The sequence below is a fragment of the Chromatiaceae bacterium genome, from assembly GCA_016714645.1.
GTDB lineage: Bacteria > Pseudomonadota > Gammaproteobacteria > Chromatiales > Chromatiaceae > M0108.
Window position 1 is genome coordinate 799749 of sequence record JADKCI010000001.1, and the last position, 16210, is coordinate 815958.

Annotated in this window: 18 protein-coding genes and 1 other RNA gene; 13 read left to right on the forward strand and 6 right to left on the reverse strand. The window is 65.5% G+C overall.

Annotation, left to right across the window (positions count from 1 at the left end):
• Positions 1–6: 6 nt before the first annotated feature.
• The gene (rpiA, locus tag IPN92_03680; GenBank protein ID MBK8637412.1) at positions 7–666 is read right to left on the reverse strand and encodes a ribose-5-phosphate isomerase RpiA; all 660 of its coding nucleotides are present in this window, start codon (positions 664–666) and stop codon (positions 7–9) included.
• Between the two features lie 86 nt (positions 667–752).
• On the opposite strand from rpiA, the gene ilvA reads away from it, so the two are divergent.
• Entirely contained in the window at positions 753–2282 is a 1530-nt protein-coding gene (gene ilvA, locus IPN92_03685; protein ID MBK8637413.1) for a threonine ammonia-lyase, biosynthetic, read from the forward strand.
• A 202-nt stretch (positions 2283–2484) separates the two neighbouring features.
• On the opposite strand, the gene IPN92_03690 is transcribed toward ilvA, so the two are convergent.
• The 4 genes from IPN92_03690 to IPN92_03705 all read right to left on the reverse strand — a co-directional run bounded on the left by IPN92_03690 (position 2485) and on the right by IPN92_03705 (position 3836).
• Entirely contained in the window at positions 2485–3081 is a 597-nt protein-coding gene (locus IPN92_03690) for a 5-formyltetrahydrofolate cyclo-ligase (GenBank protein MBK8637414.1), read from the reverse strand.
• A gap of 19 nt (positions 3082–3100) precedes the next feature.
• Positions 3101–3284: non-coding RNA, 6S RNA (ssrS, locus tag IPN92_03695), on the reverse strand.
• 13 nt (positions 3285–3297) lie between these two features.
• Positions 3298–3630, reverse strand: a complete 333-nt coding sequence (locus IPN92_03700) for a cell division protein ZapA (GenBank protein ID MBK8637415.1) — start codon at positions 3628–3630, stop codon at positions 3298–3300.
• Complete coding sequence (locus IPN92_03705) at positions 3627–3836, reverse strand: TIGR02449 family protein (protein MBK8637416.1); 210 nt, start codon at positions 3834–3836, stop codon at positions 3627–3629. The genes IPN92_03700 and IPN92_03705 overlap by 4 nt, the downstream gene beginning before the upstream one ends.
• A gap of 165 nt (positions 3837–4001) precedes the next feature.
• On the opposite strand from IPN92_03705, the gene IPN92_03710 reads away from it, so the two are divergent.
• From IPN92_03710 to IPN92_03765, 12 genes are all read left to right on the forward strand, one after another.
• Positions 4002–4562 carry a UPF0149 family protein gene (locus IPN92_03710; protein MBK8637417.1) on the forward strand — a complete coding sequence of 187 codons (561 nt, stop codon included), beginning with the start codon at positions 4002–4004 and terminating at the stop codon, positions 4560–4562.
• Positions 4563–4626: 64 nt separating this feature from the next.
• A complete protein-coding gene (locus tag IPN92_03715) occupies positions 4627–5943 on the forward strand; it encodes an aminopeptidase P N-terminal domain-containing protein (protein MBK8637418.1) in 1317 nt (438 codons plus the stop codon).
• Positions 5944–5968: 25 nt separating this feature from the next.
• On the forward strand, positions 5969–7183 hold the full coding sequence (gene ubiH / locus IPN92_03720) for a 2-octaprenyl-6-methoxyphenyl hydroxylase (protein ID MBK8637419.1): 1215 nt from the start codon (positions 5969–5971) through the stop codon (positions 7181–7183).
• A complete protein-coding gene (locus tag IPN92_03725; protein MBK8637420.1) occupies positions 7180–8397 on the forward strand; it encodes a UbiH/UbiF/VisC/COQ6 family ubiquinone biosynthesis hydroxylase in 1218 nt (405 codons plus the stop codon). The genes ubiH and IPN92_03725 overlap by 4 nt, the downstream gene beginning before the upstream one ends.
• Positions 8398–8539: 142 nt before the next feature.
• Positions 8540–8917 (forward strand): hypothetical protein, encoded by a 378-nt coding sequence (locus IPN92_03730; protein ID MBK8637421.1) that lies wholly within the window; start codon positions 8540–8542, stop codon positions 8915–8917.
• 94 nt (positions 8918–9011) lie between these two features.
• Positions 9012–10265, forward strand: coding sequence for a 6-phosphofructokinase (locus tag IPN92_03735; GenBank protein MBK8637422.1), 1254 nt, complete (start codon positions 9012–9014; stop codon positions 10263–10265).
• Between the two features lie 126 nt (positions 10266–10391).
• Entirely contained in the window at positions 10392–10595 is a 204-nt protein-coding gene (locus IPN92_03740; protein ID MBK8637423.1) for a hypothetical protein, read from the forward strand.
• Positions 10596–10773: 178 nt separating this feature from the next.
• Positions 10774–12801 (forward strand): sodium-translocating pyrophosphatase, encoded by a 2028-nt coding sequence (locus IPN92_03745; GenBank protein ID MBK8637424.1) that lies wholly within the window; start codon positions 10774–10776, stop codon positions 12799–12801.
• A gap of 174 nt (positions 12802–12975) precedes the next feature.
• Positions 12976–13524: an inorganic diphosphatase gene (gene ppa / locus IPN92_03750; protein ID MBK8637425.1), complete on the forward strand. Its 549-nt coding sequence runs from the start codon at positions 12976–12978 to the stop codon at positions 13522–13524.
• Between the two features lie 126 nt (positions 13525–13650).
• Positions 13651–14202, forward strand: coding sequence for a metallophosphoesterase family protein (locus IPN92_03755; protein MBK8637426.1), 552 nt, complete (start codon positions 13651–13653; stop codon positions 14200–14202).
• Between the two features lie 14 nt (positions 14203–14216).
• Positions 14217–14723, forward strand: coding sequence for a cyclic pyranopterin monophosphate synthase MoaC (gene moaC / locus IPN92_03760; protein MBK8637427.1), 507 nt, complete (start codon positions 14217–14219; stop codon positions 14721–14723).
• A complete protein-coding gene (locus tag IPN92_03765) occupies positions 14720–15322 on the forward strand; it encodes a YihA family ribosome biogenesis GTP-binding protein (protein MBK8637428.1) in 603 nt (200 codons plus the stop codon). Before moaC ends, IPN92_03765 begins: the two co-directional genes overlap by 4 nt.
• A gap of 233 nt (positions 15323–15555) precedes the next feature.
• Here IPN92_03765 and IPN92_03770 read toward each other — a convergent pair whose 3' ends face one another.
• Complete coding sequence (locus IPN92_03770) at positions 15556–16134, reverse strand: DUF302 domain-containing protein (GenBank protein ID MBK8637429.1); 579 nt, start codon at positions 16132–16134, stop codon at positions 15556–15558.
• Positions 16135–16210 lie beyond the last annotated feature (76 nt).

The window sequence follows — 16210 nt, forward strand, 5'->3', positions numbered from 1 at the left end:
CCGGCTCTAAACCGGCTCCAGCCGCCGCGCCCCCGCCGCCGTTCCCAGAATCAGGACATCCGCCCCGCGCAGGGCAAAGAGGCCCACGGTGACCACGCCGGGGATGTTGTTGATGTGCTGCTCCAGTTCCCGGGGCTGATGGATGGCCAGGCCAGCCACATCCAGGATGACGTTACCATTGTCGGTCACCAGGCCCTGGCGCCAGGCCGGGGTACCACCCAGCTTGACCAATTCCCGGGCGACGTAGCTCCGGGCCATGGGGATGACCTCCACCGGCAAGGGGAAGTGGCCCATAACCTCCACGAGTTTGCTTTCATCGGCGATGCAGACGAATCTGTCGCTAGCGGCGGCGACGATCTTTTCCCGCGTGAGTGCGCCGCCCCCGCCCTTGATCAGTTCGAGGCGATGGTTGGCCTCGTCGGCCCCATCCACATAGAGGGAAAGGCCGCCGACCTCGTTGAGATCGAAAACCCGGATACCCAGGGCCTCCATGCGCTGGGTCGAGGCCTCGGAACTCGAGACGGCCCCCTCGATCCGGTCCTTGATCTTGGCCAGAAAGTCAATAAAGTGGTTCACCGTACTGCCGGTGCCCACCCCCACCAAGCCCCCCTGCACATAATCGAGGGCGGCCTCGGCGGCCAGGCGTTTCATCTCGTCTTGGGTCATCATGGTTTCTCCTCGTCTGCTGGTTGAAAATCCCGTCATGATAGCAAGTCCTCCCCAGGGCGTCGGCTTGCGGGTAAGATGACAAAATGGCTGATAACTATATCGAACGGATCTTGCGGGCACGGGTCTATGACTTGGCCCGGGAGACCCCCCTGACAAAGGCGGAGGGCCTGTCGCGGCGCCTGGGCAATCAGGTCCTGCTGAAGCGCGAGGACTTGCAGCCGGTCTTTTCCTTCAAGCTGCGCGGCGCCTATAACAAGCTGATCAACCTGGACAAAGAGACCCTGAATCGCGGTGTGATCACCGCCTCGGCAGGCAATCATGCCCAAGGAGTCGCCATGGGCGCGGCGCGGCTGGGGGTCCAGGCCACCATCCTCATGCCCCGGACCACGCCCCCCATCAAGGTCCAGGCCGTGCGCGGGTTCGGTGCCAAGGCCGTGCTCCATGGCGATTCCTACGACGAGGCCTATGCCCAGGCGCTGATCTGGGCGGCCGAGCGTAACCTGGCCTTCATCCATCCCTTCGACGACCCGGATGTCATCGCCGGCCAGGGCACCATCGGCATGGAAATCCTGCGCCAGCACCCCCAGCCGTTGCACGCCGTCTATGTGCCCGTGGGCGGCGGTGGCCTGATCGCGGGGATAGCGGCCTACATCAAGTACGTGCGGCCCGAGGTGAAGGTGATTGGCGTGGAGCCCGAGGATGCCCCGACCCTCCATAGCGCCCTGGCCGCCGGCCAGCGGGTGGAATTGCCCCAGGTGGGGCTCTTCGCCGACGGCGTGGCGGTGCGGCTGATCGGTGAGGAGACCTTCCGCGTCGCCCGGGGGCGGGTGGATGAGGTGATTCTGGTGAGCACGGACGAGATCTGCGCCGCCATCAAGGATATTTTTGACGATACCCGCGGTATTGCCGAGCCCGCGGGGGCCCTGGCCCTGGCGGGGCTCAAACGCCATGTCCAGACGACGGGCATCCAGGGCCAGAACCTGGTCGCCATCGAGAGCGGGGCCAATATCAATTTCGACCGGTTACGCCACGTCGCCGAGCGCGCTGAACTCGGCGAGCGCCGGGAGGCCTTGCTGGCGGTGGAGATCCCGGAACGGCCCGGCAGCTTCCTGGAATTCTGCCGCGCCCTGGGCAAGCGCCAGATCACCGAGTTCAACTACCGCTATGCCGACCGGCGGCGGGCCCAGGTCTTCGTGGGCGTCGAGTTGGGGCGGGGCGACGAGGAGCGCAGGGAGCTCCTCGCCCGGCTGGGGGATAAGGGTTTTGGGGTGGTGGACATGACGGAGAACGAGACCGCCAAGCTCCACATCCGCTTCATGGTCGGTGGCCATGCCCAGGGCCTCGCCGACGAGATGCTGGTGCGCTTCGAATTCCCCGAGCGCCCCGGTGCCCTGTTGAACTTTCTGACCGGTCTGGGGCGGCGCTGGAACATCAGCCTCTTTCATTACCGCAATCATGGCGCCGCCTACGGGCGGGTGCTGATGGGGTTGCAGGTTGCCACCCCGGAACGTCCCGAGCTCATCCAGCGGCTGGATGGCCTGGGCTATCGCTATTGGGACGAGACCGATAACCCCGCCTGCCGCATCTTCGCGGGGGCCGGCAGCGAGGATTGAACTCCCCGGGGCTCAGCCACCAGGTAGTTCAGGGCTTGGCGCGGGCGGCCAGAAGGGGAGCGCTCGTCACTCGCCAGCATGTCACCAGAGGGCCGGGTGGGGGCTGGCGGGGGTGTCGACAGCAGGGATGCTGTCGCCAAGCCTACAGGGATGTATTCACGGCGTCCCCCGCCAGACACCACCCGGCCCGGTAAGCAGAAACTTAGCTAATGTGCCAGGAGTAGATCCTCTTTTCCGTCACGACCATGTCCAGCCGGATGTCCCAGGGGCGGACCTCAAGCCGTGCGACCCGCTGGCACTCGTGAGCCAGGCCCACGAGGAGGGGACGCCGCCAGTGGGTGCGGCTGCTCAGGTAGGCGAGCGTCTGGTCATAGTAGCCACCCCCCATGCCGAGGCGGTTGCAGTCGGCGTCAAAGCCCACCAGGGGCAGCAGCAGCAGGTCGAGGGCCCAGGGCGGACGAATGCGGCCGTTACGCAGGTTGGGCTCGGGGATGCCGTAGCGGTTGGCCCGCAAGGGATCGCCGATCGCGTGACGGACAAACCAGAGCTTACGCCGGGGGTGAGGCCTGAGCACCGGCAGGTGACAGGACTTGTGACGGGCCTGGGCGGATTTCAGCAAGGGTGCCGGGTCAATTTCGCCATCGCCCGCCCAGTAGCCACCTATATTTTGGGCGCGCAAAAATACAGGGTGTCTGCCCAGGATGAGGGCCAATTGTTGGGCGTGCTGCCGCTGGCTGGCATTCGATAGGCGACGACGTTCGTCGCGCAAGCGCCGTCGCAATTCGGGAATGGCAATCATGATGAGGTAGTGAAGGGGGACATTCCCCGCCTGTGCCGCCAAGGCCTTTGTTCTTGAACCGGTAGGTTCAAGTGGGGACAGTCGGCTTCGCTTCAGGCTTCCCGCTCGAGGCGGACATGCGCAACGGCTCCACGGTCATGCCCCCAGGGCGATGAATAGGCTCAAGAAAATACCCAGGCCATCTTCGAACACCGCAGGGAATGTCTGACTGCAAGGCTATACGCTTTCTGACTCCAGGTCTAGCCCCCTTTGCGTATCCAGGGTGCCGGCCAGGCGCTGCTGCATGATCGAGAGCCGGCTGGTGTCGGCGTTGGCGCCAGGAACGGCCTGATGTTGACGGAACTGGATCAGCTCATGAGCAATATTCAGGGCGGCCATAACGGCGATGCGGTCGGGGCCCACAATGCGGCCAGACTGACGCATCTCGCGCATGCGACGATCCACCAGGCGCGCGGATTCCAGCAGCCCCTCCTCCTCCTGGGGGCTACAGGCGACCCGATACTCCTTATCGAGGATGCGCACCGTGACCGGGACTTGTTCTTGTTTCACAAATCGTCCTCCATGGTTTTGAGACGAGAGATGATGGACTCGACCTTGCTGCGGGCGAGTTCCGTCTTCTCGACGAGTTGGGCGCGATCTTCCCCCAGGGTGACCTGACGGGCGCGCAGCCAGGTATTTTCCTCGCGCAAGCGGTTGCAGATCTGGATGAGTTCATCCACTTGCCGTTCAAGGGTTTCGATATCGAAATGGCTCACGGTTCAGCTTCCGAGATATGACCGGCGCACTATAAAAGGCTCAACCGCCAGGGTCAATCGGGCATCCGTCCGTGGAAGCCCCTGCCCCGATCCCGGCCAGACGCCCGCCGGCTCATGATATGATGCGCCCGTCTTGCACTCTTAGCCCAAATCGTCATCATCCCCATGTCCGCCACCTCGGATTACGCCTATAGCGAGCTTGTCCAGGGGCTCGAGGAATCGACCCTGAACGCCTCCCCCGCCGAGGCGCACGGCCTGCTGTGCGGACTCCTGTGTGCCGGGGCAAACGATGCGGAGACCCTCTGGGGCCGCGAACTCTTCACCCAGGGCGAGCCGGGCCTCCAGCCGCTGGACCTCCCGCCGTCGCTGCGGACCCTGGCGGACCGGGTGCGTGCCGAGATGGAGGGGGAGGATCTGGCCCTGACCCTGGTGCTGCCCGAGGAGGATTCCCCCCTGCGCGAGCGGGCGGAGGGACTGTACGACTGGGCTCGGGGCTTCATCCTCGGCCTGGGCCTGGCAGGCCTCAAGGCCGAGGTCCTCTCGGATCAGGCCCGGGAGATTCTCGGCGACCTGATGGAGATCACCCGGCTGGATCTGGAGGGTCTTGATGGCCTGGAGGGGAGTGCGGCGGGGGACGAGGAGGAGGGCGCCCTCATGGAACTGCGGGAGTTCCTCTGGGTCGCCGCCCGCTTACTTCATGAAGAAACCGGACGCGCGAGGGGCTGAAGCCATGGCTAGCAACAAGTCTCTCGCCCAGGCAACCGCCGAATCACCGGCCCTGGCGCCCGCCATCCCCCTGGCGGAATACCAGCGCCGGCGTCACCGCCTGCTCACCGCCATCGGTCGGGAAGGGGTGGCCATCCTGAACACGGCCCCGGAGCAGGTGCGTAATGGCCACACCCATTACCCCTATCGCCAGGCCAGCGATTTTACCTACCTGACTGGCTTCCCCGAGCCCGAGGCCCTCCTGGCCCTGATCCCCGGTCGCAAGGAGGGCGAGGTAGTGCTTTTCTGCCGGCCCCGCGACCCGGAAAAGGAGGTCTGGGAGGGTGCCCGCGCCGGTGTCGAGGGGGCCATCAGGTTTTACGGGGCCGACCAGGCCCATCCGATCGCCGCCCTGGACGAGGAATTGCCCAAGCTGCTCGCGGATCGTGACCAACTCCACTATCCCCTGGCCCGGGAGGCCGACCTGGATCTCAAGGTCATGGGCTGGATCCAGCAGCTGCGGGCCCAGGTGCGCGCTGGCGTGAGCGCCCCACGGGCCCTGGTCAGTCTCGAGGCCCTGCTCCACGAGCAGCGCCTGATCAAGGACAAGACCGAGATCAAGCTGATGCGCCGCGCCGCGCGGGTCTCCGCCGCAGCCCACCGCCGGGTGATGCGCTTCTGCCAACCGGGGCGCTGGGAATTCGAGCTGGAGGCCGAATTCACCCGCGCCTGCGCCGAGGGCGGCGCGCGCTTCCAGGCCTATCCGCCCATTGTCGGTGGCGGCGCTAACGCCTGCGTCCTTCACTACGCGGACAACGCCGAGCGCCTGCGGGAGGGTGACCTGGTGCTGATCGATGCCGGTGGCGAACTGGACGGCTATGCCTCCGATATTACCCGTACCTACCCGGTCAATGGGCGCTTCAGCCCGCCACAACGGGAGCTGTACGAACTGGTCCTGGCCGCCCAGGCGGCGGCCATCGCCAAGGTGGTGCCGGGCAATCGCTGGATCGAGCCCCATGAGGCCGCCGTCAAGACCCTGACCCGTGGCCTGGTGGATCTGGGCCTGTTGGCGGGGGGGCGCAAGGCGGTGCCCAAGCTCATCCGCGAGGAGGCCTACAAGCCTTACTACATGCATCGGACCGGCCACTGGCTGGGCATGGATGTGCATGACGTCGGCGAATACAAGCGCGATGGCGACTGGCGGCGCTTCGAGCCGGGCATGGCTCTGACGGTGGAGCCCGGACTCTATGTCGCCCCGACCCGCCAGGAGGCGCCCAAGCGCTTCCGGGGCATCGGCATCCGCATCGAGGACGACCTGGTGGTGACGGCGGAGGGTCACGAGATCCTGTCCCGCGATGCCCCCAAATCGGTGGCGGAGATCGAGGCCTGGATGGGCGGTTAGGCGCGGAAAACGATCGGTAAGCGAGATGACAGCGACAAAATACGATCTGATCATCGTCGGCGGTGGGCTCGTGGGGGGCAGTCTGGCCTGCGCCCTGGGGCGCGCCGGCCTGCGGGTGGCCCTGGTGGAGTCGCTGGCCACCACCGCCCGGAGCCAGCCCAGCTATGACGAGCGGGTTCTGGCCCTGTCCTGGGGCAGCCGGCGCATCCTGGAGGCAATGGGCTTGTGGGCAGACCTGGCCCCGGATGCCGAGGCCATTCGTCGCGTTCATATCTCCGATCGGGGCCACTTCGGCTTTGCCCACCTGGATGCGGCCGAGGAAGGGGTTCCGGCCCTGGGTTACGTGGCCCCGGCCCGACTCATCGCCCAGGCCATCCAGACCCGGATGGACGGCGTCGCGGTCTTCTGTCCGGCCCGTCTGCTGGGCTTTCATCTCCAGGAGGGGGGCGTCGAAGTGGAGGTGGCGAGTGGCGGCGAATCTCAACTCCTGAGCGCCGCTCTGCTGGTGGCGGCGGACGGCGGCGATTCCGCCATCCGCAAGCGCCTGGGCTTTGAGGCCCTGGAGCGCGGCTATGGTCATGACGCCATCATCACCACCCTCACCCCGGACCGGCCCCAACCCGGCGTCGCCTTCGAACGCTTCACGGACACGGGCCCCCTGGCCCTGCTGCCCATGACCGAGGGGCGCTATTCCCTGGTCTGGACGGCCCGGGAGACGGAGACGGCGGGGATACTCGGGCTGGATGACCAGGCCTTCCTCGACCGCCTCCAGGCCCGCTTTGGCTACCGACTCGGCGGTCTCGCTCGCCCCGGACGGCGGCTGGCCTACCCCCTCAAGTTGCTGCTGACATCCCATCCGGTGCGCCAGCGCCTGGTCCTCATCGGCAATGCCGCCCACACCCTGCATCCGGTGGCGGGCCAGGGCCTGAATCTCGGCCTGCGCGACCTGGCGGCCCTGGCCCAGATCGTCACCGACCGGGTGCGCGCCGGCGCCGATCCCGGCGCCCCGGAGGCTCTGGAGGCCTACCAGCGTTCGCGGGGCGACGACCAGGACCGGACGGGCCTGGCGACGGATTTTCTGGCCCATCTCTTCGTCAACCCCTGGCCGCCCCTGCGCCTGGGGCGTGACCTGGGGCTGCTGGCCTTGGATCTGTTGCCGGGGGCGCGCCATGCCCTCGCCCAGCGTTTCATGGGCACCGCCGGGCATCTGCCCCGGCTGGCCCGAGGACTGCCCCTATGAAAACACCGGATCTCGAATGCGATCTCCTCCTGGTCGGAGGTGGCATGGTGGGCGCGGCCCTGGCCGCGGCCTGTTCCGGTCTGGGCCTGACGATCGTCGTCGCGGAGGGCCGGGAGCCCTGCCGCGCCTGGCCGGTGGGGGAAATCGATTTACGCGTTTCCGCCCTGGGCCGCGCCAGTCAGCGCCTCCTGGAGCGCCTGGGGGCCTGGGACCGGATGCGGGAACTGGGCATGAGTCCCTACCGGGAGATGCGGGTCTGGGACGCCGTGGGTGGCGCCAGCATCCATTTCGACAGCGCCGATTTCGGCGAGCCGGATCTGGGCCACATCGTCGAGAATCGCGTCACCCAGCTTGCCCTCTGGGAGCGACTGGAGGCGGCGCCGGATATCCGGTTGCTCTGCCCCGCTCGCGGCCTCCGTCTCACCCTGACCGGGGACCGGGCCCTGCTGGATCTGACCGACGGCCGTTGTGTCGCCGCCCGCCTGCTGGTGGGCGCGGATGGGCGCGACTCCTGGGCGCGCGCCCGGGCGGGCATTACGACCTCGGGCTGGGATTACGACCAGCAGGCCATTGTCGCTAATGTCCGGGTCACCGAGCCCCATAGGCAGACGGCCTGGCAACGCTTCCTGCCCACCGGGCCCCTGGCCTTCCTGCCCCTCGCGGATGGCCGCTGCTCCATCGTCTGGTCGGCGACCGAGGACCGGGCTCGCCAACTCATGGCCCTGGACGATAGCGCCTTCCGGTCGGAGCTGGAGACCGCCTTCGAGCGGCGCTTGGGCGCCGTCACCGCCATTGGCCGCCGCGCGGCCTTCCCCCTGCGCCTCCAGCACGCGGATCAGTATGTCCGGCCCCACCTCGCCCTCATCGGCGACGCCGCCCATGCCCTTCATCCCCTGGCTGGCCAGGGCGTGAATCTCGGCTTTCTGGATGCCGCCCAACTGGCGGACAATCTCGCCGAGGCCCTGGCCAAGGGCCGGGATATCGGCGGCCTCTGGACCCTGCGCCGCTACGAACGCGCCCGCCGGGGCGAGAATATGCGCATGCTGGGGGTCATGGAGGCCTTCCAGCGGCTCTTCGGCAACCGCAACCCCCTGCTGGTGGCGGCCCGTGGCGCCGGCCTGGCCGTCGCCGACCGCTCGCCGTTCCTCAAACGGGCCTTCATTGAGCAGGCCCTGGGCCTGGGGGAGGATTTACCGCGGTTGGCGCGACGCTGACCGGGGCTGCGGGCATGATCAGGAGATTCCATTCCGGCATCCATGTTTTGGATTGGGAGCCCTGGCCAGCTTCCGGTACCCTTTAGAACCCATTGGCGAGGCCGCGCCCCGGCCCACCGCATTGATCACGGAAAATACGCTTATGGCCGAGATCCCCGACATCACCGAATCCGAACGCTGGATGGTCCAGACCACGCTGCGGGAACGCTATGGCCGCGAGATGGAGATCAAGCTGGCGGATGCCGAGATCCGCCTCCATGCCTCGGACCGCGAACTGACCTCCTGTCCGGTCATGTTCTGGAACACGGATGACGGCTGTAATTTCGTCATCTTCAAATCCGGTGATCGCCGCTATCGATGCCAGTTTTTCTACCGGGTCCACCAGCAGATGGGTACGGGGGTGGACGAATACGACGACCTGTCCGAATGCGCCGTCTCCCTGCTCCAGGCCCAAGCGGACTATACCGCCGAGCAGCGGGGGGACCTGCCAGGTCAGTCGTCGCCCGGCCGCCGACGCTGACGCTAGGCAGCCTGGCGGCGCCTATCATTTTCATTGCCCCGCGTCGTGACGAAGGGCAAGTTCATAACGAGACGAGAAACAACGAGGGGAAATCATGACCGCGAAGAATGCCTTTTATGCCCAGTCCGGTGGCGTTACCGCCGTAATCAATGCCTCCGCCTGCGGCGTCATCGAGACGGCCCGCCAGCATCCGGACCAGATCGCCAACGTCTATGCCGGCCGCAACGGCATTATCGGCGCCCTGACCGAGGACCTGATCGACACCGGCAAGGAGTCCGCCGCCCACATCGCCGCCCTGCGCCATACGCCCTCCGGCGGCTTCGGCTCCTGCCGCTATAAGCTCAAGAGCCTGGAGGCCAACAAGCGCGAGTACGATCGCCTCATCGAGGTCTTCAAAGCCCACAATATCGGCTACTTCTTCTATAACGGCGGCGGCGACTCCGCCGACACCTGCTACAAGGTCTCCCAACTCTCCGAGGCCCTGGGCTATCCGGTCCAGGCCATCCACGTCCCCAAGACCGTGGACAACGACCTGCCGATCACCGACAACTGCCCCGGCTTCGGCTCGGTGGCCAAGTACATCGCCACCTCCACCCTGGAGGCATCCTTCGATGTGCGCTCCATGTGCGCCACCTCCACCAAGGTCTTCGTCATCGAGGTGATGGGGCGTCACGCGGGTTGGATCGCCGCGGCCGGTGCCCTGGTGGCGGATCAGGGCATGCCCGTCATCACCCTCTTCCCCGAGGTGGAGTTCGACCAGGATCGCTTCCTGGCGGCGGTCAAGGCCAACGTCGAGCGGTACGGCTACTGCACCATCTGCGTCTCCGAGGGCTGCCACTGGCCCGATGGCCGCTTCCTGGCCGAGCAAGGGACGCGCGATGCCTTCGGTCACGCCCAACTCGGCGGCGCCGCCCCGGTGGTGGCCAACCTGGTCAAGGATGCCCTCGGCTACAAATTCCACTGGGCGGTGGCGGATTATCTCCAGCGCGCCGCCCGCCACCTGGGCGCCAAGTCCGACGTGGAGCAGGCCTATGCCCTAGGCAAGGCGGGTGTCGAGTACGCCATCGCCGGCCACAGCGCCATCATGCCGACCGTGGTGCGCAAGTCCTCCTCGCCCTACGTCTGGGAGATCGGCATGGCGCCCCTGTCGGAGGTGGCGAACGTCGAGAAGTTCATGCCCAAGGACTTCATCAGCGCGGATGGCTTTGGTATCACCGACAAGTGCCGTGACTACCTCTATCCCCTGATCCAGGGCGAGGACTACCCTCCCTACGAGAACGGCCTGCCCCAGTACGTCACCCTGGATAATGTGGCGGTGCCCAAGAAACTGGCCCCCTTCAGCCTGTGAGTTGCCGCCCCCGGGCGGCCGGCGGTCCCCAGGGGGTCGTCGTGCCGCGCGGTGGTTGGCCAGGGCCCCCGGGGCAGGGGGCTGTTCCCGATAGGAAAATGCTTTTTTCACCTGGTAGCCGTCGCCATGACCCTGATGCGTGCTCGCGAGATCATTACCGAACAACTGGGATTCGGGAGCGGTTACAATCGCAACGCGGTGCGACTCCTGCTCGGGGAAATCCAGCGGGAGCATGGCCGGGCGGCGGCGGATGGCTTGATCCTAGAGTTCGAACTGGAGTCCCGCTTTGGGCTCAAGCCCGGCACCGACTTCAGCCGCGTCGGACGTTGAGAAGAGGGCCAGGAACCCTCGATCGTAGCCAGAAACGAGAAAATCATGACGGGTTCGTGACGTCGGCGGGTTTCTGTGCTTGAATCGCGTCGCGGAGGAGGTTAACCCGATGCCTTCTCGCCGAACCTGGATAAATTCCTATAATTTTCACCCCAATCTAAATGAGGAGTAACTCCGAATGTCAGCAGGTACGACTTTTGCGCTGCTTTGCGGCTTCCTGGCGCTCGCCTACGGCGTCTGGTCCGTGAAGTGGATCCTGGCGCTTCCCGATGGCAACGATCGCATGCGTGAGATCGCCGCCGCCGTCCAGGAAGGCGCCCAGGCCTATCTCAACCGCCAATACGCCACTATCGGCCTCGTTGGCGCTGTCCTGGCAGTCATCCTCTTTTTCCTTTTGGATTCCTACACCGCTATCGGCTTCGTCATCGGTGCCGTGCTATCCGGGGCGGCGGGCTACATCGGTATGAATATCTCGGTGCGCGCCAATGTTCGCACCGCCCAGGCGGCCAATGATGGTCTGAACGCCGCCCTCCAGGTGGCCTTCCGCGGTGGCGCCATCACGGGCCTGCTCGTGGTGGGTCTGGGTCTGCTGGGCGTCGCCGGCTACTACGGCTTTTTATCCAGCCAGGGGGTGAAGGAGGACGTGATCCTGCACGCCCTGGTCGGTCTGGGTTTTGGCGGCTCCCTCATCTCCATCTTCGCCCGTTTGGGCGGTGGTATCTTCACCAAGGGCGCCGACGTGGGCGCGGACCTGGTGGGTAAGGTCGAGGCTGGCATCCCGGAGGATGACCCACGCAATCCGGCGGTCATCGCCGACAACGTGGGCGATAACGTCGGCGACTGCGCCGGCATGGCCGCCGACCTGTTCGAGACCTATGCCGTGACGGTGGTCGCCACCATGCTGCTGGGTTCCCTGCTGGTGGGCGCGGGCACTTCCGCCGTGATTTATCCCCTGGCCCTGGGGGGCGTCGCCATCCTTGCTTCCATCGTCGGCACCTTCTTCGTCGAGACGAAGGAGGGCGATACTAAGATCATGATCGCCCTCTACAAGGGTCTGGGTGTCGCGGGCGCCGTGGCCCTGGCGCTCTTTATCCCGGTCACCTGGTGGATCAATCCCGCTGGCGCTAACGCTGAATACTCCAACATGGCTCTTTATGGCGCCGCCGTCATCGGTATCGTCCTGACGGCGCTGATGGTCATCATCACCGAGTATTACACGGCCACCGAGTATGCCCCGGTGCGCCACATTGCCGAGGCCTCCACCACCGGCCATGGCACCAACATCATCGCCGGCCTGGGCATCTCCATGAAATCCACCGCGGCCCCCGTGCTCGCCGTCTGCGCCAGCATCTGGGGCGCCTACGAGCTGGCGGGACTCTATGGCATTGCCATCGCCGCCACCTCCATGCTCTCCATGACCGGTATCATCGTCGCCCTGGACGCCTATGGCCCCATCACCGACAACGCGGGCGGTATCGCCGAGATGGCGGGCCTGGACGAGAAGATCCGCAACATCACGGACCCCCTCGACGCCGTTGGCAATACCACCAAGGCCGTGACCAAGGGCTACGCCATCGGCTCCGCCGGTCTGGCCGCCCTGGTGCTGTTTGCCGATTACACCCATGCCCTGGATCCCACCGGTACCGCCCATCTGAACTTCAGTCTCAGTAATCACATGGTCATTATCGGCCTGCTGATTGGCGGCATGGTGCCTTACCTCTTCGGCGCCATGGCCATGGAGGCGGTGGGTCGCGCCGCGGGTGGTATCGTCAATGAGGTGCGTCGTCAGTTCCGCGAGATGCCCGGCATCATGGACTACACCCAGAAGCCGGATTACTCCAAGGCGGTGGACATGCTCACCAAGTCCGCCATCCGCGAGATGATCGTGCCCTCCCTGCTGCCGGTGCTGATCCCCGTGGTGGTCGGCTTTACGCTCGGCAAGGAGGCCCTGGGTGGGCTGCTGATCGGTACCATCGTCACCGGTCTCTTCGTGGCTATCTCCATGACCACGGGCGGCGGTGCCTGGGATAACGCCAAGAAGTACATCGAGGATGGCAATCTGGGTGGTAAGGGTTCCGAGGCCCACAAGGCGGCCGTGACCGGCGATACCGTTGGCGACCCCTACAAGGACACCGCGGGTCCGGCGATCAACCCGCTGATCAAGATCATCAACATCGTCGCCCTGCTGATCGTACCCGTACTCTGACGGGAGGTGGGCGCCGGTCCACACCGGCGCCCTCGCCGTTCCTGGCGGTGACCAGGACCGGCGCCGGGGTTTGCGCCCGGCGCCGCGATGCAGGACAATTCAAGGGGCCGACGCGGGTGCGTCGGCCCCTTTTTTGTTGGTGGCGCCGAGGTGTGGCGCCCGCGGAGAACCATAATGAATCTGGACAGAGTCAACTCGGGCGATCACGTCCCCAACGAGATCAACGTCATCATCGAGATCCCGTCTCACTCGGACCCCGTAAAGTACGAGCTGGATAAGGAAACCGGCGCCATGTTCGTGGATCGCTTCATGAACACGGCCATGCACTACCCCTGTAACTACGGCTATGTGCCCCACACCCTGTCCAACGACGGCGATCCGGTGGATGTCCTGGTTTTGACCAGCTACCCCCTGATCCCCGGTTCCGTCATCAAGTGCCGCCCGGTTGGCGTGCTGAAAATGACCGACGAGTCCGGTGACGACGCCAAGATCCTCGCCGTACCTACCGACAAGGTGTCTCGCCAATACCGCTCCGTCCAGGACTTTCGCGACCTGCCCGAGGTCGTTCTTGATCAGATCTCCCATTTCTTTCAACATTACAAGGATCTGGACGAGGGTAAGTGGGTACGCATCGCCGGTTGGGGTGGCGCTGACGAGGCCAAGGCCGAAATCATGGCCAGTATCAAGATGTACGAGGACGCGCCCAAGAAGCCCAACTTCTAGGTACGGCCCGCTCCCCTTCCCTCGGGAAGAGGAGCCCGGCGAGTCGGGTGCCCCGTCGGCTTAGGGGTGCCGACTCCCCCTCCCGGCTCGCCCCTCACCGCTCATTCAGGCTGGAAGCCGCTCTCCATGAAAATCTGTCTCCTCTCCGATAGCCACGACCATATCCCCTTGCTGGACGCCGCCGTCGCCGAGGCCAAGTCCCTGGGGGCCGAGGTGGTGCTGCATTGTGGCGACGTGGTTGCCCCCAGTACCCTGCGCTGCCTGGAGAAATATGGCCTGCCGGTGCATACCATCCATGGCAATAACACCGGCGACATGTTTACCCTGGGGCGCCTGGCGGCGGACCCTAATAGTGTCGTGGAATATCACGGCATGGACGCGGGCATCGAACTCGGCGGCCGGCGCATCTTCCTTGTCCATTATCCCCACTATGCCCGCGCCCTCGCGGCCACGGGCGATTGGGACCTGGTCTGCTGCGGCCACAGCCACCATCCCCTCCAGCAGTGGCTGCCCCATCTGAAGGGCGGCCAGACCCTGCTGCTCAATCCCGGGACGGTTGGCGGCGTGGGTCGATCCGCGGCCACCTGGTTCCTGGTCGATCTCGAGACCCTGGAATGCGAGGCCCACGAACTCGATAAGTCCCTGGAGCGCCGGGCTTACGCCCCCGCGGTGGCATGATCGCAACTCCAGCCATGACGGGACTGACCCACTTCACCGAGGCTGGCGAGGCGCACATGGTCGATGTGGGCGCCAAGGACGCGACCCGCCGCCGCGCCATCGCGGAGGGCTGGATACGCCTCCTGCCCGCGACCCTGGAGCTGATTCTGGCCGGGGGTCACCAGAAGGGGGACGTGCTGGGCATCGCCCGCGTGGCCGGCATCATGGGGGCCAAACGCACCGCCGATCTGGTGCCCCTCTGTCACCCCCTGGCCCTGACCCACATTCGGGTCGATCTGGAGCCGGAGCGAGAGACCGCCCGGGTGCGCTGCCGCGCCCAGGTCGAGACCCTGGGCCAGACCGGCGTGGAAATGGAGGCCCTGTGCGCGGTCCAGGTCGCCCTCCTGACGATTTATGACATGTGTAAGGCGGTGGATAAGGGCATGAGTATCGAATCGGTGCGACTGGTGGAGAAGTCGGGCGGCAGGTCGGGCCATTGGTGTCGCGACGACCAGGCCCTGGCCGGGACCCCGGGCGTATGAATACCCTTTATCGACAGGCCGCCTTTCTCCGCGCCGTGGCCCGCCTGGATCAGGCCCCGGAGGACACGGGGCGCGAAGTGGCCTTTGCCGGCCGTTCCAATGCCGGCAAGTCCAGCGCCATCAACACCCTTTGCGATCAGCGCCAGTTGGCGCGCACCAGTAAGACCCCGGGGCGCACCCAGCAGATCGTCTTCTTTGCAACCGGCGAGGGCCGCCGCCTGGTGGATCTGCCTGGTTACGGGTACGCCCGGGTCTCGGAGGCCATCAAGCTCCAGTGGCAGGATCTGATGGCCGATTACCTGCGACATCGTCAATCCCTGATTGGCCTGGTGGTGGTCATGGATATCCGCCATCCCCTGACGGACTTTGACCTGCGGATGCTGGATTGGAGCCGCGAGACGAGTTTGCCTCTGCTATTGCTTCTGACGAAGAGCGATAAGCTCAAGCGGGGGGCTGGCATGGCCCAGTTGGACCTGGTGCGGCGGGCGGTAGCGAAGGAAGGCGAGCGCATCCGCGTCGAGCGATTCTCCTCCTTCGATCGCCAGGGGGTCGAGCCGGTGCATGAGGTGCTCGACCAATGGTTAGGCGTGGCGGGCTAAGCTCCCCGCCGCGCCCCTCGCCTTTGCCCTGCCCCGCCCCCCTGGCTCCGGATGTATACCCACGGCGCTGGTCACTCACCGGCATAGTGCAGGAGGGCTGGGTGGAGGCTGGCGGGGGTGTCGACAGCAGGGATGCTGTCGCCAAGCCTACAGGGACGTATTCACGGCACCCCCCTCGCCAGACACCACCCGGCCCAGGCAACCGAAAACTCAGGTATATCCCGAAGACGCCATCAGAACTCGCCCTTGGCCGCCCCCCGCATCATCTCTTGGATGGTGGTGCTGACCCGCTGGGCCGCCGCCTTGAGATCCGGTGGCAGGGCCTTACCCCCATGGATCATGAGCTCCAGATTCATGGAATAGAGCCAGAGACGCCCCTGCTTGTCCTCGACCAGGGCGATGCGGCAGGGCATGAAGCCACTGTATTGGTCGCGGTATTCCAGCATCAGCTTGCCCACCCCGGCGTCGCAGAAGGACAGGAAGTTGACGTAGCGGTAGTCTTCCCCGGTGATGGCCTTGATCTGTTTGTAGAAGGGAGATTCGCCGACAAACAGGAAATTGCGACTGGTGGCGAGGCTCTTGAGGGATTCGATTACCTCTTCCGGAGTCAGGCCCTCTTCCACCTGCACGGCCCACATCATGGCGACGCCCGGGTCGCCCGTCTCCAGCAGACGCTGGCCCATTTCGCCATAGACGCGAGGGAAATCGCTGTCGAACTCGGACAGGGCCGGCGCCAGCCGTACATAGGCGTAGCCGAGGCCGATCAGGCTGGCTAACCCGATCAGGGCCAGCAGATTGCGGATAATCTTCATAATGAAAGCTCTCCCCGTGGTGTCCCCGTTATCGTTTTAATGTGCCCCGGAAGGGTCTGGCTCCAGGGGGAGCCAG